25 protein-coding genes are annotated in these 20,016 nt (G+C 71.1%); 6 read left to right on the forward strand and 19 right to left on the reverse strand.

Annotated features, from left to right (window positions below; translation table 11 throughout):
• Nucleotides 1–67: 67 nt before the first annotated feature.
• Nucleotides 68–649 carry a DnaJ family domain-containing protein gene (locus Q9S71_RS02550; protein ID WP_311860318.1) on the forward strand — a complete coding sequence of 194 codons (582 nt, stop codon included), beginning with the start codon at nucleotides 68–70 and terminating at the stop codon, nucleotides 647–649.
• A 3-nt stretch (nucleotides 650–652) separates the two neighbouring features.
• Here Q9S71_RS02550 and Q9S71_RS02555 read toward each other — a convergent pair whose 3' ends face one another.
• The 3 genes from Q9S71_RS02555 to Q9S71_RS02565 form a co-directional block, all read right to left on the reverse strand.
• Nucleotides 653–1,636, reverse strand: coding sequence for a Gfo/Idh/MocA family protein (locus tag Q9S71_RS02555; RefSeq protein ID WP_311860320.1), 984 nt, complete (start codon nucleotides 1,634–1,636; stop codon nucleotides 653–655).
• 120 nt (nucleotides 1,637–1,756) lie between these two features.
• On the reverse strand, nucleotides 1,757–2,914 hold the full coding sequence (locus Q9S71_RS02560; protein ID WP_311860321.1) for a cystathionine gamma-synthase: 1,158 nt from the start codon (nucleotides 2,912–2,914) through the stop codon (nucleotides 1,757–1,759).
• Complete coding sequence (locus tag Q9S71_RS02565) at nucleotides 2,911–3,903, reverse strand: pyridoxal-phosphate dependent enzyme (protein WP_311860323.1); 993 nt, start codon at nucleotides 3,901–3,903, stop codon at nucleotides 2,911–2,913. The genes Q9S71_RS02560 and Q9S71_RS02565 overlap by 4 nt, the downstream gene beginning before the upstream one ends.
• A gap of 232 nt (nucleotides 3,904–4,135) precedes the next feature.
• On the opposite strand from Q9S71_RS02565, the gene Q9S71_RS02570 reads away from it, so the two are divergent.
• Nucleotides 4,136–4,687, forward strand: coding sequence for a flavin reductase family protein (locus Q9S71_RS02570; protein WP_311860325.1), 552 nt, complete (start codon nucleotides 4,136–4,138; stop codon nucleotides 4,685–4,687).
• 30 nt (nucleotides 4,688–4,717) lie between these two features.
• Here the strand turns inward: Q9S71_RS02570 and Q9S71_RS02575 are convergent, their stop codons facing one another.
• Both Q9S71_RS02575 and Q9S71_RS02580 read right to left on the reverse strand, forming a co-directional pair.
• On the reverse strand, nucleotides 4,718–5,224 hold the full coding sequence (locus tag Q9S71_RS02575; RefSeq protein WP_217529395.1) for a MarR family winged helix-turn-helix transcriptional regulator: 507 nt from the start codon (nucleotides 5,222–5,224) through the stop codon (nucleotides 4,718–4,720).
• A gap of 33 nt (nucleotides 5,225–5,257) precedes the next feature.
• Nucleotides 5,258–5,482: a hypothetical protein gene (locus Q9S71_RS02580; protein ID WP_217529397.1), complete on the reverse strand. Its 225-nt coding sequence runs from the start codon at nucleotides 5,480–5,482 to the stop codon at nucleotides 5,258–5,260.
• Between the two features lie 299 nt (nucleotides 5,483–5,781).
• Here Q9S71_RS02580 and Q9S71_RS02585 point away from each other — a divergent pair, with 299 nt between their 5' ends.
• Nucleotides 5,782–6,135 carry a DUF7882 family protein gene (locus tag Q9S71_RS02585; RefSeq protein ID WP_311860328.1) on the forward strand — a complete coding sequence of 118 codons (354 nt, stop codon included), beginning with the start codon at nucleotides 5,782–5,784 and terminating at the stop codon, nucleotides 6,133–6,135.
• Nucleotides 6,136–6,315: 180 nt separating this feature from the next.
• Here the strand turns inward: Q9S71_RS02585 and Q9S71_RS02590 are convergent, their stop codons facing one another.
• Together Q9S71_RS02590 and Q9S71_RS02595 are read right to left on the reverse strand one after the other, a co-directional pair.
• A complete protein-coding gene (locus Q9S71_RS02590; RefSeq protein ID WP_311860329.1) occupies nucleotides 6,316–6,804 on the reverse strand; it encodes a CinA family protein in 489 nt (162 codons plus the stop codon).
• Nucleotides 6,782–7,105, reverse strand: coding sequence for a DUF7882 family protein (locus Q9S71_RS02595; protein WP_064003812.1), 324 nt, complete (start codon nucleotides 7,103–7,105; stop codon nucleotides 6,782–6,784). Before Q9S71_RS02595 ends, Q9S71_RS02590 begins: the two co-directional genes overlap by 23 nt.
• A 61-nt stretch (nucleotides 7,106–7,166) precedes the next feature.
• Here Q9S71_RS02595 and Q9S71_RS02600 point away from each other — a divergent pair, with 61 nt between their 5' ends.
• The gene (locus Q9S71_RS02600) at nucleotides 7,167–7,496 is read left to right on the forward strand and encodes a DUF7882 family protein (RefSeq protein WP_217529403.1); all 330 of its coding nucleotides are present in this window, start codon (nucleotides 7,167–7,169) and stop codon (nucleotides 7,494–7,496) included.
• 32 nt (nucleotides 7,497–7,528) lie between these two features.
• Here Q9S71_RS02600 and Q9S71_RS02605 read toward each other — a convergent pair whose 3' ends face one another.
• From Q9S71_RS02605 to Q9S71_RS02620, 4 genes are all read right to left on the reverse strand, one after another.
• Complete coding sequence (locus tag Q9S71_RS02605; protein WP_064003810.1) at nucleotides 7,529–8,086, reverse strand: Dps family protein; 558 nt, start codon at nucleotides 8,084–8,086, stop codon at nucleotides 7,529–7,531.
• Nucleotides 8,087–8,197: 111 nt separating this feature from the next.
• On the reverse strand, nucleotides 8,198–8,428 hold the full coding sequence (locus Q9S71_RS02610) for a hypothetical protein (protein ID WP_311860336.1): 231 nt from the start codon (nucleotides 8,426–8,428) through the stop codon (nucleotides 8,198–8,200).
• Between the two features lie 70 nt (nucleotides 8,429–8,498).
• Complete coding sequence (locus Q9S71_RS02615) at nucleotides 8,499–8,816, reverse strand: hypothetical protein (RefSeq protein WP_311860337.1); 318 nt, start codon at nucleotides 8,814–8,816, stop codon at nucleotides 8,499–8,501.
• Nucleotides 8,817–8,914: 98 nt separating this feature from the next.
• Nucleotides 8,915–9,205 (reverse strand): hypothetical protein, encoded by a 291-nt coding sequence (locus Q9S71_RS02620; protein ID WP_064003807.1) that lies wholly within the window; start codon nucleotides 9,203–9,205, stop codon nucleotides 8,915–8,917.
• Between the two features lie 383 nt (nucleotides 9,206–9,588).
• On the opposite strand from Q9S71_RS02620, the gene Q9S71_RS02625 reads away from it, so the two are divergent.
• A complete protein-coding gene (locus Q9S71_RS02625; RefSeq protein WP_311860339.1) occupies nucleotides 9,589–9,780 on the forward strand; it encodes a hypothetical protein in 192 nt (63 codons plus the stop codon).
• Between the two features lie 37 nt (nucleotides 9,781–9,817).
• Here the strand turns inward: Q9S71_RS02625 and Q9S71_RS02630 are convergent, their stop codons facing one another.
• Nucleotides 9,818–10,624 carry a lytic murein transglycosylase gene (locus tag Q9S71_RS02630; RefSeq protein WP_311860341.1) on the reverse strand — a complete coding sequence of 269 codons (807 nt, stop codon included), beginning with the start codon at nucleotides 10,622–10,624 and terminating at the stop codon, nucleotides 9,818–9,820.
• A gap of 195 nt (nucleotides 10,625–10,819) precedes the next feature.
• Between Q9S71_RS02630 and Q9S71_RS02635 the strand changes: the two genes are divergently transcribed.
• A complete protein-coding gene (locus tag Q9S71_RS02635; protein WP_311860344.1) occupies nucleotides 10,820–11,695 on the forward strand; it encodes a manganese catalase in 876 nt (291 codons plus the stop codon).
• Nucleotides 11,696–11,733: 38 nt separating this feature from the next.
• On the opposite strand, the gene Q9S71_RS02640 is transcribed toward Q9S71_RS02635, so the two are convergent.
• The 7 genes from Q9S71_RS02640 to kdpB form a co-directional block, all read right to left on the reverse strand.
• A complete protein-coding gene (locus Q9S71_RS02640; RefSeq protein WP_311860345.1) occupies nucleotides 11,734–12,063 on the reverse strand; it encodes a DUF7882 family protein in 330 nt (109 codons plus the stop codon).
• 185 nt (nucleotides 12,064–12,248) lie between these two features.
• Entirely contained in the window at nucleotides 12,249–12,824 is a 576-nt protein-coding gene (locus tag Q9S71_RS02645; protein ID WP_064003802.1) for a hypothetical protein, read from the reverse strand.
• A gap of 13 nt (nucleotides 12,825–12,837) precedes the next feature.
• The gene (locus Q9S71_RS02650; RefSeq protein ID WP_311860348.1) at nucleotides 12,838–13,983 is read right to left on the reverse strand and encodes a zinc-dependent alcohol dehydrogenase; all 1,146 of its coding nucleotides are present in this window, start codon (nucleotides 13,981–13,983) and stop codon (nucleotides 12,838–12,840) included.
• 79 nt (nucleotides 13,984–14,062) lie between these two features.
• Nucleotides 14,063–14,758, reverse strand: coding sequence for a response regulator (locus Q9S71_RS02655; protein ID WP_311860350.1), 696 nt, complete (start codon nucleotides 14,756–14,758; stop codon nucleotides 14,063–14,065).
• On the reverse strand, nucleotides 14,755–17,238 hold the full coding sequence (locus Q9S71_RS02660; protein WP_311860353.1) for a sensor histidine kinase: 2,484 nt from the start codon (nucleotides 17,236–17,238) through the stop codon (nucleotides 14,755–14,757). The genes Q9S71_RS02655 and Q9S71_RS02660 overlap by 4 nt, the downstream gene beginning before the upstream one ends.
• Nucleotides 17,239–17,240: 2 nt before the next feature.
• Nucleotides 17,241–17,855: a K(+)-transporting ATPase subunit C gene (gene kdpC / locus Q9S71_RS02665; RefSeq protein WP_311860356.1), complete on the reverse strand. Its 615-nt coding sequence runs from the start codon at nucleotides 17,853–17,855 to the stop codon at nucleotides 17,241–17,243.
• Nucleotides 17,856–17,873: 18 nt separating this feature from the next.
• Nucleotides 17,874–20,015 (reverse strand): potassium-transporting ATPase subunit KdpB, encoded by a 2,142-nt coding sequence (kdpB, locus tag Q9S71_RS02670; RefSeq protein ID WP_311860359.1) that lies wholly within the window; start codon nucleotides 20,013–20,015, stop codon nucleotides 17,874–17,876.
• Between the last annotated feature and the right edge of the window lies 1 nt (nucleotide 20,016).

Genomic DNA, 20,016 nt, shown 5'->3' on the forward strand with positions numbered 1-20,016 from the left:
TGTGTTTTCTGAGTATATGCATACTCGGCAACGCCGCCGCAGGAACGCCGCGCCGTACGCTGGAGGAATGGCCGAGGACCGCGGCATGGATGAGGACCCCCGCCTTCGTGCGGCGCGATACCGGGTCGATCGGGCCGCGCGCGAGCACGGCGACGAGGTGCCCGCCGAACCGGAACGGCACGCGGGCACACCCACGGGGACCGAACGGGCGATGTACGTCGAGACCGCCATCCAGCAGGCGATCCGCCGCGGCGACTTCGACGACCTGCCCGGCGCCGGCAAGCCGCTCGAGGGGCTCGGCGGGTCTCACGACCCCGACTGGTGGATCAAGCGCAAGATCCAGACCGAACAGCTCTCCGGCCTAGGCCCGCCCGCCCTCCGTCTGCGCATCGAGCACGCCGAGTTCGAGGATCGCGTCGACGCCTTCCACCGTGAGGAGGATGTCCGCGAGTACACCGAGGACTTCTCCCGACGCGTCGTCGAGGCGCGCCGGCAGCTGCTCGGCGGGCCGCCGGTCGTCACCCCGACGCGCGACCCCGACGAGGAGGTCGCCGCGTGGCGCGCCCGGCGCGAGGCTCGGGCCGCGGCATCCGCTCCCCCGGCGGGATCCGAGCGGCCCGCGCGCCGGTGGTGGCGGCGCGGGCGCTGAGGGTCACTCGATGCCGTCGCGCCACTGCGCGAGCAGGCGCGCGATCGTGCGGGTCTCGGCCCACGGGATCTCGGGCGCCTCGGTCCGCCCCTCGCGGAGGGCGCGGATGGTGGCATCCGCTTCGGCCGCCATCGGCTGCACGGTCGGCACCTCGATCTCCTCACGGGTGCCGTCCGTGCGGATCAGCGTCGCCGCCGCGGTGCTGTCGGTCCGGCTGCCCCACACGTTCGGGATCTCCAGGCTCGCCTCGCGCCCGACGATGCGGGTGAGGCGCGGCAGGTCGTGGACGATCGCGGTGCGGATGTTCGCCGACGCACCACCGAGATCGACGGATGCCGCTGCGCTCTCGTCGACGCCGGTCTCACCGATCGTGCCGGCCACCGCCTGCACCTCGAGTCCGTCGAGGTCGTGCCCTGCCCACGCCGCGACGCCGACGACGAGCGACAACGGGTAGCACCCGACGTCGAGGATCGCGCCACCCGCCGTCGCCGGGTCGAACAGGCGTCCGGTGCGGCTGCCCGCGGCGAAGCCGAGCGAGGACTCGATCTCGACCAGGTCGCCCAGGGCTCCCCCGCCCACCAGTTCGCGGAGGCGGTCGGCGAACGGCCCGAAGCGGTACTTGAAGGCCTCGACGAGGGGCAGTCCGGCAGCGCGAGCGGCCGCGATCGCGGCATCCGTCTCGGCAGGATCGACGCCGAGCGGCTTCTCGCACAGCACGGCCTTGCCCGCGGCCAGCGCCTGCTGCACGAGGTCCGTGTGCGTCGTGTGCACCGTGCCGACGTAGACGGCGTCGATGTCGTCGCGGTCGAGGATCTCGTCGTACGTCCCCACCACGGGGGCGCCGTGCGCGGCGGCGAACTCCTCCGCCCGCGAGACGTCCCGCGCGCCGACCGCATACAGCCGGCCGAGGTCGGAGTCGGGCAGCGCGTGCGCGAAGTCGCCGCTGATCGCGCCGGCACCGAGGATGGCCCATCGTGCGTGTGTCATCCGGCCACGCTATCGCCCGCGGGTGGACCGGATGCAGGTTCAGCGAGGCGAAGGTTGCCCCCTAGAGGCCCGATCGCATCGTTCTTCCTGCACCGGGCACGCGCCCGCGCCCCGCCGGCGTCAGGCCTGCAGCGCCTGCTCGATGTCGGCGAGCAGGTCGGCGGCGTCCTCGATGCCGACCGACAGGCGCACGACCTCGACGGGGACGGCCGCCTCGGTGCCGCGGACCGAGGCGTGGGTCATCGCGTCGGGGTAGTTGACGAGCGACTCGACGCCGCCGAGCGACTCGGCGAGCGTGAACAGCCGCAGCGACTCGGCGAACCGGCGCGCCGCCTCGCCCGACTCGAGCGCCAGCGAGACGATGCCGCCGAAGCCCGCCATCTGCCGCGACGCGAGCTCGTGACCGGGGTGCGACGCGAGGCCCGGGTAGTAGACCCGCGCGACCCGGTCGTGTCCGTCGAGGAAGGATGCCACGGCGAGCCCGTTCTCGCTGTGCTGACGCATCCGCACGGCGAGCGTCTTGATGCCGCGCGTCGTCAGCCACGCGTCGAGGGGTCCCGACACGGCGCCGACGGCGAACTGCAGGAAGCCGATCTTCTCGGCGAGCTCGTCGTCGTTCAGCACGAGCGCACCGCCCACGACGTCGGAGTGACCGCCGAGGTACTTCGTCGTCGAGTGGACCACGACGTCGGCGCCGAACGACAGCGGGCGCTGCAGCGCGGGGGTCGCGAAGGTGTTGTCGACGACGACCAGCGCGCCGACGCCGTGGCCGATCTCGGCGAGGCCGGCGATGTCGGTGATGCGCAGCAGCGGGTTCGAGGGCGTCTCGACCCAGAGGATGCGGGGCGCCCGCTCGGTGACGGCGGCCCGGACTTTCTCGGGGTCGCTCATGTCGACGACGCGCAGCTTCACGCCCCAGTCGCCGAGGACGCGGGAGATGAGCCGGAACGTGCCGCCGTAGACGTCGTTGCCGAGCAGCACCTCGTCGCCGGGGCGCAGCACGGCGCGCAGCAGCGCGTCCTCGGCGGCGAGCCCCGAGGCGAACGAGAGCGCGTGCGCGCCGCCCTCGATCGCGGCGAGCTGGGTCTGCAGGGCGGTGCGGGTCGGGTTGCCGCTGCGGCCGTACTCGTAGCCGCCGCGGAGGCCGCCGATGCCGTCCTGCGCGTACGTCGTCGAGAAGTGGACGGGCGGGATGACGGCACCCGTCGCCTCGTCGGGCTCCTGACCTGCGTGGACGGCGAGGCTCGCGAAGCCGCGAGCGGAGGACTGTGCACTCATGCGAGGCTCCCGGTGGTGGTCTCGGTTTCGGTGTCGACGGTGAAGCCGTGGTCGGTCATCCAGCCGTCGTCGTAGATCTTGCTGAGGTAGCCGCGCCCGTGGTCGGGCAGCAGCACGACGAGCACGGCGTCGGCCGGGAGGTCCCGTGCGACGCGGAGCGCTGCGACGACCGCCATCCCCGACGAGCCGCCGACGAGCAGACCCTCCTCGCGCGCGAGGCGCCGGGTCATCGCGAACGACTCGGCGTCGCCCACCCTCTCGTAGCGGTCGACGACGGTCGGGTCGAAGGTCGCGGGCATGAAGTCCTCGCCGACCCCTTCGACGAGGTAGCCGTGGATGTCGCCGCCGGAGTAGATCGAGCCCTCCGGGTCGGCGCCGACAACGGTGACCGCTCCCGAGCTCGCCTCCTTGAGGAACCGCCCCGTCCCGCTGATGGTGCCGCCGGTGCCCACGCCCGCCACGAAGTGCGTGACCCGACCGTCGGTGTCGCGCCAGATCTCGGGGCCGGTGGTCTCGTAATGGCCGCGCGGTCCGTGGAGGTTCGCGAACTGGTTGGGCTTGAAGGCGCCGGGGATCTCGGCGGCGAGCCGGTCCGACACGCTGTAGTAGGAGTCCGGATGCTCGGGCGGGACGCCCGTGGGCGTCATGACGATCTCGGCCCCGTATGCCTTCAGCACCGCGACCTTCTCGCCGGCGAACTTGTCGGGCACGACGAAGACCATGCGGTACCCGCGCTGCAGCGCGACGAGTGCGAGCCCCACACCGGTGTTGCCGCTCGTGGGCTCGACGATCGTGCCCCCTGGCTTCAGGTGCCCGTCGCGCTCCGCGGCGTCGATGATGTTCCGCGCGATGCGGTCCTTCGCCGAGCTGCCCGGGTTGAAGTACTCCACCTTGGCGAGGACCGTGGCGGCGAGGCCCTCGGTGACGGAGTTCAGACGGACGAGAGGGGTGTTGCCGACGAGGTCGGCGATGGAGCTGGCGTAACGCACGGGTTCTTCCTGACGGGATGCCGCGCTCACAGAGGCGCGGAAGCTGATGGGGTCGCGGGAGTCGCCGGGTAACCGGCGGTCAGCGACGACAACAGCGAAGGGTCAGCACCCGGCCATGGTACCGGACACCCGGCATCCGTGTCCGTCCGCCTCTCGTCGTCATCCGGCGCAACAGGACGAAAGGTTCGGACACATGACCCTCCCCCCGTCCGCGTGATCGTAGGTTCGAGGTATGACTTCTCCCGCACACGCCGCGTCGGACGATCACGGACTCGCCGCGTCCGGGCTCGGCGAGTCGCTCTCGCCCGAGGAGTTCAAGGCCGTCTTCCGGGGGCACCCGGGCGGTGTCGCCGTGATCACCGCGGATGCCGGGAACGGCCCCGTCGCGCTCACGGCGACGTCCGTGTCGTCGGTGAGCGCCGATCCCCCGCTCCTGATCTTCTCGGTGTCGTCGCAGTCGTCGGCGGCGCCCGTGCTCGCCGCGGCCGAAACGCTCGTCGTCCACCTGCTGGACGCCGACGACCTGCGCCTCGCCGAGATCGGCGCGACGAGCGGAATCGACCGCTTCGCGGAGCTGCCGTGGTCGCGGCTGGTCACCGGTGAAGCGGTCTATCACGGGGTGCGAGCCTGGGTGCGGTGCGCCGTGATCGACCGGATGGATGCCGGCGGTTCGACGGTCATCGCCGCGCACGCCCTGCAGGCGAACATCGCGCGCGACTCGACGTCGCCGCTCGTCTACCACAACCGCACCTGGCACCTGTTGGGGCCGGACACCGTCATCTGAGAAGAGCCGCGACCCCCTCGAGGGTCGTGGTCAGCCGCGACGGGCGAGATCGTCGAGCGCTGCGGCGATGCGGCGGATGGTGTCAGCCGTGACGGTCGCGGCCTGCTCGTCGAGACTGTCGATGACCGAGACGACGGCGCCGTGGTGGGCGCCGTAGACCTCGTCGACGAGATCGGCTGCGGTCTCCGTCGGCACGAGATAGTGGGCACGCCGGTCCGAAGGGTGCTGCTCCCGGATGACGTAGCCCTTGCTCACGAGTCGCTCGATCACGTTGGTGACGGTGGCACTGGAGGTCCCGAGCATCACGATGAGGTCCTTCGGGCTGACCTCCCGCTCCTCACGCCGCGCCTGCACGAGATAGCGGAGGGCGGCGAGGTCGATGCCGCCGAGGCCGGAGATGCGCTGGGAACGGTCCGCCTGGACCTGCTCGGCATGACGGAGCTCGAGGATGGCGCTGCTCAGCTCGCGCCCCGCGTCGGTCTTGGGCTGCGCGGCGTAGAGGTGCGTGTGCTCGTGTCGCACGATGGACTGAGGCATGTCAACTCCTCGGCTCGTGACGGGTGTCCAACATCATCCGATCGCCGCCCGAGCCTCAGCCGCGTCCGGATACTTCCCCACGAACCCGCCGGTGTGATCTCGGGCGATCCATCCCGCGGGGTTCTGTTCGACGGTTCCGAGGAACGCGCCGTGGGTGTTGCCGACCCAGAAGCCCGCCTCGACCTCGTGCCACGTCGCGACGCTGTCGCTGACGTCCACGGAGCCGTACGAGTCGAGCACCTCCATCGACTTCACCACCTTACATGTCCGAATCTGTGACAGTTCTTGTCCTTCTCGGAATCAATGATAGACAAGAGATGTGAAATCTACTAGATGTATTGTTTAGCTAGTAATTCAGGAACGGAACGATGACACCTACACCCTCACACCCCATCCCGGCGCCCTTCACGGCACTCGGGGTCGCTCTCATCCCCGAGCAGCGGACGGGCTGGAGGGCGCTCATCCTCGATTCGCTCTCACGACAGCGGCCCCACCGGTCTACGGCCCGGCCGGCCCACCACTGACCCCCTCACCACGACCCACACCAGGAGAACGTCATGGGAAGCCTCTACTACGGGAACGTCGATTCCCCCATCGTCATGCCGGACCGCATCCTCGCTCACCTCGCCGCCGTGGCGACGACCAAGCTGCGGCGCAGCGAGAGCTTCGTCGTCTCGTGGAAGGGCACCGGAGAGGAGGGCGAGGGCCGTACGACCCTCTGGTTCCAGCCCTCCATCCCGCTGCGCTTCGTCTACGACCAGGCCGCGGCGATCCCCCTGAACCCCGCGACGCTGCGCGAAATGGCCGACCAGGCCACCTCCAACGGAGGACTCGTCCTCGATGCCGATCTCGACATCCCCGAGATCACCGCCGCCCGTCCTGAGACTCGTCGCCCGGTGGCCGCCGCATGAGTCACCCCGACTTGATCGACGAGGCGGACGCCTACGAGGACGCCCTCGCTGCCGACTTCACCGAACGCTTCGGGAGTCCGCCCCTGCTGGTGTGACCCCACAGGCTCCCCCTGCCGCCCCGCTCGCCGACCCCCACGGCGCGGGGCGGCTTCTTGTGCGGACGCCACGGAGCCGCGCCCGTCACCCGTCCGCGCGCGTCGCCTCGACGGTCTGCAGCAGCAGGGCCAGCGCAGCCCCGACCGCCTGGTCGATCACCTCGACGGGATCCCCGTCGAACCGCACGAGCTCGTGGCCGGCGGCATCCGCCGTCGCCCAGCCGAGGTAGACGGTGCCCGGAGCGTGCCCGTCCTGGGCGTCCGGTCCGCCGACGCCCGTCGTCGACACGGCGACATCCGCGCCCAGCAGGGCCCGAACCCCGCATGCGAGCTGCTCCGCGCACTCGGGCGAGCAGGGATCGGTTCCGGGTCCGAGGCCCAGGACCTCCTCCTTGACGCGCACCTGATACGCGACGACCCCGCCCGCGAACCAGTCCTGGGCGGACGAGCCGCGCCCGACCTCGGCCGCCAGACGCCCGCTCGTGAGGGATTCGGCGACCGCGCAGACCACCCCGACGCGGCCTGCCGCGTCGGCGATGCGTTCGACGAGATCAGGCAGAGCTCTCCGCCTCACCGGGATCGGCGGGCTCGGGGACCAGGTGCAGACCGGCCGGCGAGTTGGCGGCGTACATCAGGGCCTCGGACCACGCGCGATTGATACGCGACTGACGGCTGCCGTAGTACTTGAAGACGAGCGACGCGTGGGGGTGGAGCCAGACGGACGTGCGGCCCTCGCCGATGCTCCTGTCGTCGCGCCACGTGAAGTGGAAGGACTCGCCGCGGCGCAGCTTGTTGCCGATGACCTGCTGCAGGTGAGCCAGGGTGCGGTCTTCGAAGTCCACCTTGATGGAATCCTCATAGATGAACTTGCCCACTGCGGCCCCCTCGTCGTGTCATCGCGGAGTCGCGACGGACATCTCCCATTATGGTGGCCCCATGGGTGTGATCTACTACGGCAGCTCGGCGATGCCCATCCGGATCGCGGATCGCGCGCTCGCTCACCTGAAGATCGTGATCGCGACCAAGCTCCGACGTTCCGAGAGCTTCACCGTCTCGTGGCAGCACCCCGAGGACTCGCCGCAGGGACGCACCACCATCTGGCTGCACCCCGCCATCCCCCTGCGTTTCGTGTTCGACGAGCCCGAGCCGCCCGCGCTCAGCCGCGAGTGGATCGAGGAACTGGCGGCATCCGCCAACTCCTCCGGCGGCATCCAACTCATGCCGGAGATGTTCCACGACGACCGCGACGGCCACGTCACGGAGTGACGCGGCCGTCGGCGGAAGCTCTCGTCGAAGGATCACCGAGGAGTGCGGTTCTCCGCGCTGATCATCCAGGCGAACTGCTCGAGGCTCTCAAGGATGCCGTGCAGGATGTCGGCGCTCGTCGGGTCCTCCTCGTCGACCTCGTCGTGCACGTCGCGGCACGTCGAGATGGTCGCCTCGAGACGCTCGGTGACGAGGTCGATGACGTCCGAGGTCAACACCTCGCCGTGGGGGAACTCGGGCAGCGTCGTGGTCTCGGCGACGGTGTCGCTGCGGCCGTCAGGGACGGCGTGCAGGGCGCGCATGCGCTCGGCCACGGTGTCGCTGAACTCCCGGGCGGCGTCGATGATCTCGTCGAGCTGCAGGTGCGTGTCGCGGAAGTTCTTGCCGACCACGTTCCAGTGCGCCTGCTTGCCCTGGATCGACAGCTCCAAGAGGTCGACGAGGACCGCCTGCAGGTTGTCACTGAGCTTCTGCGACGCGGTGAAGCCGCGCTCCGCGTTCTGCTCCTCCGTCAGCTGCGCACCCGACTTGGCGGGGCGACGCTTGTTGCGGGTCGCCGAGGTCGCGGACTTCGTCTGGGTTGTCGTCATGACACATCCTTCTTTCTCGGAACAGGGTCGTGTGTCACGCTACGTCGGCGTCGTCGCAGACGACATCGGGTTGCGCCGCCGGCGGCCCCGGTGATAGCCGGGCGGCCGGGCTCACGCGCCCAGGCGCGCCACGGCGGCGGTCATCTCCTCGTCGGAGAGCGTCAAACCGGCATCCTGCAGTCGGCGCTCCAGCAGCAGGCGCACGTCCGCGCCCTCCTGGCCGGCGAGGTCGGCCCGGCACTGGACGATGATGCCGTCGATCTTCTGCGCGGCATCCGCGGGGTTCTGTGACATCGAGGGGCCGGACTGGACCCCTTCACGGGGGTCGATGGCGTCGCTCATGCAGGACAGTCTGCGCGCCGGGCGGCGCAGGTGTCATCCCCTTGACCGCCACGGGCACCGGCGATAGACCTCAGACGGACCGCTGCCGGTCCGGGTGGATCCGGGGGCCGCGCCAGAACGGCGGCAAGCCGTCGGGGTCGGGGTCGTCGAACGCCGGCGCCTGGCGGTCGGTGGGCGGATCCTGCGGCTCCGGTACGGGAATGACGGCGATCGGGACACCCGGGGTGATGAAGAGGAAGGCGGGCCGGGGGCTGCCCTCCCCATCGTTGACGGCGAGCCAATGCTGCCCTGCGGCCACCCCCTCCTGGATCTCCTGATGGACCTCGTCGAGGGTGCGATTGCCGATGCTGTACCACTGGCCGCCGTACGAGATGTCGATGCGGTTCATCGGTTCTCCTCGGCCTCGGACGGACATCGGAGACCCAGCATGCGCCGGATCGCCCACGGAGTCACGATCTTGACAGTCGGCGATGAGGCGATTAGCCCCTACAGGGCCGCCAGCGGCGGACGGTGCGCGATCGGTTTCGGCTTGGCGCGGCGGGGCGCGGCTGCCGCGAGGTAACGGATCGCCCCGCGCAGCAGCTCGTCCACGGTGGGGTACCACCCCGTCCCACGACCGCAGAAGACCCAGGTGACGTCGTACCCGCCGTCGTCGGCGGCCTCGACGTACGCGATCAGATGGGCGGCGTCGGACGCCGCCGCCGTCGCGTCGCAGAGCCGCCACGCCGACGCGGACAGCGGCTCGAGGATCAATCGTCCGCGGGGATCCTCACTCACGGTCGCACCTCCGGATGTAGCGTGTTCGCAGATCTTCGTCGATCTGCCGCGAGCTGACCGCCTCGCGGGTCTCACCATCGCTCCGAGCAGGGCGCGCACCGAGGGGCTTGACACCGCCGGGACCGAGGGTTAGCCGGGGTGAGTAGCAGACGCCGGGATGCGGCGTCAATGCCCCCGGCACGTCACGTGCGCTCGCCTAGCGTTGACGGTGCAAGGTACGTAGGCGGACGGTCGAGACGAGAGGTGTTCGGGTCACCGATTTTTCTCCCGCGCTTACACCGGGCCCCGGCGATCGGGCTTATCGCCGGGGCCTCACCTGTGCAAGCCCCTGCCCTGCGGCCCGGCGTCTCCGTAACGTCGGGACCTCGACGAGAGGAGCAGTCATGGACCACGACGCGCAGCACACCGAGTCGGACAAGCCGATTCCCGGAGGTGCACTCCCGGACGAGGACCCGATGGATGCGGTCAAGCAGGCGGTCGAGGACGATGCGGCGGTGCCCATCGAAAAGGTCGAGCCGGGCGTCGATCCGGACTCGGCGGATTCCAGCAGGTCGCTGAAGCGCACCGACCATTGATCGCGAAGGCCGCACCCCGTGTGCGGCCTTCGTCGTGTCAGCCCGCCGGCGCCATCTGCGCGTACTCGTTCGCGCGGGTCGCGACGTCGTCGATGTACCGGGTGAGCGGGTTGTAGGTGAACACGGCGTCGCGCCAGGCGGTCTCGGTCGCCATCGGGCCGGACCGGCAGAGGTAACGCGCAGCCGCGAGGGCGGCGTCGTCGATGTGGTTCGGGTCGCGGGTGCCGTCGGCGTCTCCGTCCGCGCCCCATCGCCGCCAGGTCTCTGGGATGAACTGCAGCGGCCCGACCGCGCGGTCCCATCGGTCGTCACCGTCGAGGTCCCCGCCGTCCGTGTCGGCGATGGCCGCCACACCGTCCCCGTCCAGCCGCGGCCCCAGGATGCGGGGCGTCACCAGGCCGCTCTCGTCGAGGCGCGACCCGCCGTACGACCCGTGCCGGGACTCGACCCACCCGATCCCGGCAAGGGTGTTCCAGCCGATCGCGCAGGACGGCTGCTCGTGCGCGACCGTGAGGTCCGCCGCCGCGTACGCGATGACGGCGCGACGGGGGATGCCGGTGGCCGCCGCCACCCGCGACGCCCACTCGGCGTCGACGAGATCGACCGCCGGCGCGCGGGCGGGGTCGGCTCCCGCGACGGCGAGGGCGGGTGGCGGGGTGTCGGCCCAGCGCGACGAAACCGGCGGCAGGGGCTCCCCCTCGGGCTCGGCGGGATGCAGCGCCGCCGGCAGGCACGCGGCGAGGAGGATCACGACGGCGGCGGGGGCGACACCGATCCCGACGGCGAGCGCCGCGAGCCGGCCGCGCCGCGCGCGCGCCGGGGATCGCCTGCGGCGTGCCGCCATCTGCGCCTCCCCGGTCCGACTGCCCGCACCACGCTAACCCGTCGGCGTGAGGGCCCGCTGTGGGCTGCCCGTGCGCACGTCGCGGTCAGCTCGTCAAGGCCCCTCACCGACCGGAAGAGCGCTGCCTACGGTCCCCGGACGCGGCTCGGATGCATCCGGCATTCCTCCCGCCGCGGCGACCGGACAGGAGACATGATGTTCTTCCACAGACAGGAACTGCAGTTCACCGCGACACCCGACAAGCCCGATGCGATCTTCGCGCGGCGGATGCAGGAGGTGCTGGGCGGCCAGTACGGCGAGATCACCGTCGCCATGCAGTACGGGTTCCAGGCGTGGAACGCCCACATCCCGGGCAAGTACCGCGACCTGCTGTACGGCATCGGCGCCGAGGAGTTCGGCCACGTCGAGATGCTCGCGATCATGATCGCCCAGCTGCTCGAGAAGGCTCCCGTCGAGCAGAGCGAGGCGGCGGCGGCATCCGACCCCGTCCTCGGTGCGGTGATGGGCGGCATGGACGTGCAGGCGGCGATCGTCGCGGGCGCGGGCGTGCGCCCGGTCGACAGCAACGGCAACCCGTGGCAGGGGTCGTACATCACCGCGAGCGGCAACATGCTCGCCGACTTCACGGCGAACGCGAACGCCGAGATGCAGGGGCGCGTGCAGGTGGCCCGCATCTACAACATGACCGACGACCACGGCGTCCGCGAGATGCTGTCGTTCCTGCTGGCCCGCGACACGATGCACCAGAACCAGTGGATCCGCGCCGCCCAGGAGTTGCGCGAGGCGGGCGTCGAGGACATCCCCGTGCCCCTCAACTTCCCGCTGTCGAACGAGGCGCGGGACCACTCGTACAAGTACATCAACTTCTCCGACGGTCAGGCCGCGGCGGAAGGCTCGTGGGCGAGCGGCCCGACCCCCGACGGCAAGGGCGAGTTCACCTACCTCGACGGGCCCGACACCTCGGTGCCGATGCCCCCGCCGACGCAGCCGGATCCGCGCCTCTACGGCACCGACGCCAAGCCGAATCTGATCGACAAGGCCGAGGGCGTCATCAAGGACAAGCTGTCCTGAGACGAGTCGGATGCCGGGCGGCGACGCCCGGCATCCGCTCAGATCGACTCGATGGTCCCCGTCTGAGGCTCATCGGGCGGCTCGGACATGACGAACAGTCCGCCCGATGAGTTCGCGGCGTACGCGAGCTTCTCGAGCCACGTCCGGTTCATCGCCGGCGCGCGGGACCCGTAGTACTTGAAGTCGAGGTCCGCGGACGGGTGGATCCAGACGGATCGTCGACCGTCGCCGACGGTCGCGTCGTCGCGCCACGTGAAGAAGAAGGACTCTCCGCGGCGGAGCTTGTTGCCGATGACGACCTGCAGATGCGCGAGCGCTCTGTCCTCGACCTCTGCCTTGACCTGACTGCTGTAGTTGAATCGACCCATGGGGCGGCCCTCCGGCCGAGACCGCACCGTCACCCGCGGACACGCCGTGCGTGACGGCGCTGCGGATCCGCAGGGCGGTGCATCTCCGTAGCCGTGCCACGATCCTCTCCCCGCCCGCGCCGCGCAACCCTCGGCGCGCGGTGCGCCGGGGGTCGATGTCGTCCCGGGCGTGTCGGAAGACCGTGTCAGCGGCGGGATGCCGGGGCCACCGCCGCGCGGACGATCCGGAAGACGACCACCGCGGCCACCACCCACGGCCCCACGACGAGGACGGGGTCCATCCAGGTGTGGCGCACGTCCACGCGGCCCCGCCCGACACGCGAGGAGATCGGGCCGCGTCCGCGTTCGCCGAGGATGCCCGACTGCGTCACCGGGTCGTCTGGACGGCGGGAGAACAGGGACCTCGCGTGAGCGCCCGCCGACTCGACCCGGTCGCCCAGGATCAGCAGCATCCAGTGCGGTGTCTGCCCCTCGCTGAACCTCGCGTAGGCCAGTCGCCGGATCGCCCCCGAGACGCCGTGGAGCGGCTGTGCGGTCCCGAACACCGGGGTGAGGCGCTCGTGCTCGATCGAGCGCTCGCGACCGGACCCGTGCGGCTGCTGCTCGGGCAGGTCCCAGTGGGCGCCGGTCTCGATCCCGGGCTGCTCGCGCGGGAAGGCGGGGCGGTCTGCGGGGTCGAGGTCGGCGCCCCAGCCGGGGATGCGGCGGCGGAGGTCTTCGGGGTCGGGGGTCTGGCCGGGCTTGTCTGCGCGGTACGGCATGGTTCCTCCTCGCTCAGGCGCCGAACGTCACGACGGGCTTGATGATGCCGTCGAGCTTCGACGAGAACACGTGGTATCCCTCGGCGATGTCGTCGAGGTCGAAGCGGTGGGTAATGAGCTCCCGCGGGGCGATGTGTCCGGCGCGGATGTGCTCGAGCAGGCGCGGCCACTGCCGCTTGACCGGCGCTTGGTTGGCGCGGATCGTCAGTCCCTTGTTCATGGCGTCGCCGAACTTGATCGCGCTGAACAGCGGCCCGTAGGCGCCCATGACTGAGACAGTCCCGCCCTTGCGGACCGCGTCGATCGCCCAGTTGAGAGCGATGGGCGAGCCGCCCTGGAGCTTGAGCTTCGCGGCCGTGACGTGCTGCAGGACGTGACCGTCCGCCTCGGCCCCGACGGCGTCGATCACGGCATCCGCGCCGAGACCGTCGGTCATCTTCTTGAGCGTCAGCACGATGTCGTCGACCTGACCGAAGTGCACGGTCTCGGCGAAGGCGAACTCGCGCGCCTTCTGCAGCCGGTAGTCGAGGTGGTCGACGACGATCACGCGGCCGGCCCCCATGAGCCAGCACGAGCGCGCCGCGGCCAGCCCGACGGGACCGGCTCCCAGCACGACCACAGCGTCGCCCTCGACGATGTCGGCGAGCTGGGAGCCGAAGTACCCGGTCGAGAACGCGTCGGTCAGCAGAAGCGCATCCTCGGACGCGATGTCGTCGGGGATCACCTGAGGGCCGACGTCGGCGAACGGCACGCGCACCAGCTCGGCCTGACCGCCGTCGAACCCGCCGGTCGAGTGCGAGTATCCGTAGATGCCGCCGATCGCCGTCGCATTGGCGTTGACGTTGTGGCAGTTGGAGAAGAGGCCGCGGGCGCAGAAGAAGCATGATCCGCAGTAGATGTTGAAGGGGACCATGACCCGGTCGCCGGGCTTCAGGTTCCGCACCGACGAGCCGACCTCCTCGACCCAGCCGATGAACTCGTGCCCGAACGTGTGGCCGACCCGGGTGTCGGGCATCATGCCGTGGTACAGGTGCAGATCGGAGCCGCAGATCGACGCCAGCTCGACGCGCACGATGGCGTCGTTCGGGTGAGCGATCACCGGGTCGCTCTTGCGGTCGACGCGGATCTTGTACGGTCCGCGATAGGTCATCGCCTTCATCGATCCTCCTCAGGTTCCGGGCGAGCCTGGTCGGAAGGGAGCACGCGAGCGAGGGGGTTGCGCCCGTCGCGGGGACGTGTCAGTCCGAGGCGCCGAGCTCGAAGCGGTACCCCATGCCCGCCTCGGTGAGGATGTGGCGCGGCTGAGCCGGGTCGTCCTCGAGCTTGCGGCGCAGCTGCGAGACGTACAGGCGCAGGTAGCCCGTGTCGCTCACGTGCTCGCTCCCCCAGATCGACGTGAGGATCGTCTGGCGCGTCACGAGCTTCCCGGGGTTGCGCAGCAGGATCTCGAGCAGCTGCCACTCCGTCGGGGTCAGCCGCACCCGCTCGGTGTGCCCGTTGGTCGTCTTCGTGACACTGCGGGCGGCGAGGTCGACCGAGATCGACCCGAACTCGGTCACCGGGTCGGGCTCCTGCTGCGGCGCGCGCCGCGTCAGCGCGCGGATGCGCGCGAGCAACTCGTCGATCGAGAACGGCTTCGTCACGTAGTCGTCGGCGCCGGCATCCAGCGCGTCGACCTTGTCGGCGGCTCCCGTCCGGCCCGAGACGACGAGGATCGGGGCGTCCGACCACCCGCGGATCGCGTGGATCACCTCGATCCCGTCGAGCTGCGGCATCCCGAGGTCGAGCAGGAAGATGTCGGGGTGGTGGTCCACCGCGGCGGAGATGGCCTGCGCGCCGTCGGCCGCCGTGAACACCTCGTAGCCGCGGGCCGAGAGGGTGATCCGAAGGGCGCGGACGATTTGCGGATCGTCGTCGGCGATGAGGATCCTCACGCGTGCTCCTCCTCGCGGGCCAGCGGCAGGGAGACGACCATCGTCAGCCCGCCGCCCGGCGTGTCCTCGGGGGTGAGCGTACCGCCCATGCCCTCGACGAACCCCTTCGAGAGGGCGAGGCCGAGGCCCAGCCCGGTGCTGTTGTCGGTGTCGCCGAGGCGCTGGAACGGCACGAAGACGTCGTCGCGACGCTCGGCGGGGATGCCGGGGCCGTGGTCGATGATCCGGATCTCGACGGCGCGGCCGAAGCTGCTCGTCGCGATGCGGACCTTGCTCCCCTCGGGCGAGAAGCGCAGCGCGTTGGCGAGGAGGTTGACGATCACGCGCTGCAGCAGGACGGGATCGGCGCGGACAGCAGCATCCGGTTCGAGGTGGATGTCGACGGATGCCGGTCCCGCATCCAGTTCTTCCAGGGCCGGGAGGATCGCGTCGGCGGGGTCGACGGACTGCAGCGCGACGGCCAGCGCCCCCGCCTGCAGCCGGCTCACGTCGAGGAGATCCGTGACGAGGGTCGCGAGGGTGCCGAGCGATTCGTCGGCCGTCTGCAGCAGCTCCTCGCGGTCGCGGTCGCTGTACGTGCCGCTGCGCAGTCCACCGACGGCGGCGGTCGCGGCGGCGAGCGGGCGTCGCAGGTCGTGACTGAGCGCCGACAGCAGCGCGCTCCGCACGCGGTCGGACGCCTCCAGCGGGGCGAGTCCGCTCGCGACCTCGGCCAGGTCGGCGCGCTGCAGGGCGGCATCCAGCTGCGCGACGATCGCCGACAGCAGCCGGCGCTCGGACGCCGGGAGGTCGTGGCCGTGGAGTTCCAGGACGGCGCGGTCGCCGACCGGGAGCGCCGTGTGCCGGCCGTCGCGCAGCGGCTCGCCGCTCGAGGCGAGCGTCGTCTCCCCCGACACGAGCCGCACGCCGGCCAGCCGGAACGCCTCGCGCGTCCACTCGACGAGCGCCTCGACCGCGCCGCCGCCGCGAAGGACGCTGCCGGCCACCGTCTGCAGCAGCTCCGCCTCGGCGGCCGCTCGCCGCGCCACGCGCGTGGTGCGCGCGGCGCGGTCGACGACGACGCTGACGAGGACGGCGATGACGACGTACAGCAGGACCGCGAGCACCTCGCGGGGCGACTTGATCTGCAGCGTGTAGAGCGGCTCGACGAAGAAGTAGTTGAGGGTGACCCCGCTGAGCACCGCCGCCCACAGCGCGGGCCAGATCCCGCCGATGAGGGCGACGACGACGACGAGCAGCTGGTAGCTGAGGACGTCGCTCGTGATCGATTCCGCCGAGTGCAGCGTCACGAGGAGCCAGGTCAGCAGCGGCCCGCCGGTGAAGGCCAGCGCGAAGCCCGCGACGCGACGGCGCATCGAGAGCGCCCCGCCCAGGCGCGGCAGTGCGAAGCGCCCGCCGGCAGCGGAGTGCGTGACGATGTGGACGTCGATGTCACCGGATTCGCGGATGACGGTGGCGCCGATCCCCGGCCCCGTGACGAGCGCCGCGAGGCGGCTGCGGCGGCTGACGCCCAGGACGAGCTGCGTCGCGTTGACGGACCGCGCGAATTCGACGAGCGCCGTCGGGATGTCCTCTCCGACGACCTGATGGAAGGTGCCGCCCAGCTTCTCGACGAGGGCCCGCTGCGCGGCGAGCGCCCCCGGATCGCCGCTGCGCAGGCCGTCGTTGCTCGTGACGTGGACCGCGAGCAGCTGCCCGCCCGCCGACCGCGCCGCGATGCGGGCGCCGCGGCGCAGCAGGGTCTCGCCCTCGGGTCCCCCGGTGAGGGTCACGACGACGCGCTCCCGCGCCTCCCAGCGGCTGTCGATGCCGTGCTCGGCGCGATACGAGGTGAGCGCCTGGTCGACCTCGTCGGCCAGCCACAGCAGCGCCAGCTCGCGGAGCGCGGTGAGGTTGCCGAGACGGAAGTAGTTCGACAGCGCCGCATCCACCCGCTCGGCGGGGTAGACGAGGCCGCCCGCGAGGCGGTCGCGCAGGGCCTGCGGTGCGAGGTCGACCACCTCGACCTGGTCGGCGGCCCGGAGCACCTGATCGGGCACGGTCTCGCGCTGCGGCGCGCCCGTGATCTGCTGCACGACGTCGTTGAGCGACTCGATGTGCTGGATGTTGACGGTCGAGATGACCGAGATGCCGGCATCCCGAAGCCGCTGCACGTCCTGCCAGCGCTTCTCGTTCGCCGAGCCGGGGGCGTTGGTGTGCGCGAGCTCGTCGACGAGGGCGACGTCGGGATTTCGCGCGATCACCGCGTCGAGGTCCATCTCGGTGAGCGTCACGCCGCGGTGGGCGATCTCGCGACGCGGCACCTGCTCGAGGCCCTCGGTCATGCGCGCCGTCGCCGCGCGGCCGTGGGTCTCGACGACGGCGATGACGACGTCCTGCCCCTCGGCGGCGAGGCGGCGCCCCTCCTCGAGCATCGTGTACGTCTTGCCGACGCCGGGGGCCGCGCCCAGCAGCACGCGCAGCCGTCCTCGTCCCCCCACTGTCAGCCTCCGAGCCCGTCCAGAGCGAGATTGAGTTCCACCACGTTCACCGCCGACCCGCCGAGGTATCCGAGGTCGGGCCCCTGCGTGTGCTCGGCGACCAGCCGTCGGATCTCCGACACGGGCAGACCCCGCGCCGCGGCGACGCGATCGACCTGGATCGAAGCGTACGCGGGGCTGATGTGCGGGTCGAGTCCGGATGCCGAGGCGGTCACGGCATCGGCGGGCACGGCCGACTCGGGCACACCCTCGCGCGCGGCGATCGCGGTCTTGCGCTCCGCGATCGCGGCGACGAGGTCGGTGTTCTCGGGGCCCAGGTTCGAGCCCGACGACGCGCCGCCGTCGTAGCCGTCACCGGCCGCCGACGGGCGCGACTGGAAGTACTGCGGGAGCGCGGCGCCGTCGGCATCCGTGAAGGACTGACCGATCAGGGCGGAGCCCACCACCTGGCCGGCGTCGTTCCGGACGAGCGAACCGTTCGCCTGCGCCGGCAGGGCGAGCTGCCCGACGAGGGTGACGACCCCGGTGTACCCGACACCGAGCAGGAGGGTGAAGACGACCATCGCGCGGACGGCCACCGCGACGGTACGACCGGTCGCGCGGGAGGTGCTGTTCATGAGAAGAGGTCCTTCGGGTCAGAAGCCGGGGAGGAGACGGACGAGCAGGTCGATCAGCCAGATCCCGATGAAGGGGGCGACGACGCCGCCGAGGCCGTAGACGGCGAGGTTGCGGCCGAGGATCGACGAGGCGCCGCCGGGGCGGTACCGCACGCCGCGCAGGGCGAGCGGGATGAGGGCGATGATGACGAGCGCGTTGAAGATGATCGCCGAGAGCACCGCGGATGCCGGCGAGTGCAGGCCCATGACGTTCAGGGCACCGAGCTGGGGGAACACCCCCATGAACATCGCCGGGATGATCGCGAAGTACTTCGCGATGTCGTTCGCGATCGAGAACGTCGTGAGCGCTCCGCGCGTGATGAGCAGCTGCTTGCCGATCCGGACGATGTCGATGAGCTTCGTCGGGTCGGAGTCGAGGTCGACCATGTTGCCGGCCTCCTTGGCCGCCGACGTGCCCGAGTTCATCGCGACGCCCACGTCGGCCTGCGCGAGCGCCGGGGCGTCGTTCGTGCCGTCCCCGGTCATCGCGACGAGGTTGCCGCCCTCCTGTTCCTTGCGGATGTAGGCGAGCTTGTCCTCGGGCGTGGCCTCGGCGAGGAAGTCGTCGACACCCGCCTCCGCCGCGATCGCGGCCGCGGTCAGCGGGTTGTCGCCCGTGATCATGACGGTACGGATCCCCATCGAACGCAGCTCCGCGAACCGCTCGCGCAGCCCGTCCTTCACGACGTCCTTCAGATGCACGACGCCCAGCACGCGCCCCGCGCCGGCGGCATCCTTCGTCGCGACGACGAGCGGGGTACCGCCGGACTGCGAGATCTCCTCGGTGCGGGCCGTGAGGTCGGCGCGGACGTCGGCCGGCAGGGCCGCGCCGTCCTGCTCGAGCCACCCGACGATCGCGGAGCCGGCGCCCTTGCGGATCGCCGAGCCGTCCGGAAGGTCGAGCCCGCTCATGCGGGTCTGCGCCGTGAAGGGGACGATGACGCCGCGCGGATCAGCGGACACGTCGACGCCGCGACGGGCGGCGAGGTCGACGATCGAGCTGCCCTCGGGGGTCGGGTCGGCCAGCGACGAGAGCGCCGCGGCGCGCGTGAGCTCCTGCTGGGCCATGCCGGCGAGCGGCACGAACTCGGCGGCCTGCCGGTTGCCGTAGGTGATCGTGCCGGTCTTGTCGAGCAGCAGCGTGGTCACGTCGCCCGCCGCCTCGACAGCGCGGCCCGACATCGCGAGCACGTTCCGCTGCACGAGCCGGTCCATGCCGGCGATGCCGATGGCCGACAGGAGCGCGCCGATCGTGGTCGGGATGAGGCAGACGAGGAGCGCGACGAGCACCGGGATGCTGACCGGTGCCGCCGCGTACGACGCGACCGGGTTCAGGATGAGGGCGACCACGACGAAGATGATCGACAGGCTCGCCAGCAGGATGTTCAGGGCGATCTCGTTCGGCGTCTTCTGCCGCGCCGCGCCCTCGACGAGCGCGATCATCCGGTCGACGAAGGTCTCACCCGGCTTCGACGTGATGCGCACGACGATGCGGTCCGACAGCACCCGCGTGCCGCCGGTGACGGCGCTGCGATCGCCGCCGGATTCGCGGATGACGGGGGCCGACTCGCCCGTGATGGCCGACTCGTCGACCGAGGCGATGCCGTGCACGACGTCGCCGTCCCCGGGGATCAGGTCGCCCGCCGCCACGACGACGACATCGCCCAGGGTGAGCTCGGCCGACGAGACGTCGTCGATCGTGACGCGCTCGGCTGCGGCATCCGTCTGCTCGTCGTAGCCCGACACCCGGTGCGCGACCGTGCTCGTGCGGGTCTTGCGAAGGGTCTCGGCCTGCGCCTTGCCCCGGCCCTCGGCGACGGACTCGGCGACGTTCGCGAAGAGCACCGTCAGCCACAACCACGCGGCGATGATCGCCGTGAAGGGCGTCGGCACGGCCGTGCCGCCCGACTCGCCTGGACCGCCGAGGAAGGGTTCGGCGATCGCGAGCACCGTCGTGAGGACGGCGCCGACCCAGACGATGAACATCACGGGGTTGCGCCACTGGGCGCGGGGGTCGAGCTTGCGCAGCGCGCCCGGGAGGGCGGCCGCGACCGCGGCGCCGTCGATGCCGCGGCGGGGCGCGGGAGCCGGGGCGACGGGTTCGAGAGTGGGGGTGGACATG

The organism is Microbacterium gawkjiense, from assembly GCF_031932225.1.
Taxonomy (GTDB): domain Bacteria; phylum Actinomycetota; class Actinomycetes; order Actinomycetales; family Microbacteriaceae; genus Microbacterium; species Microbacterium gawkjiense.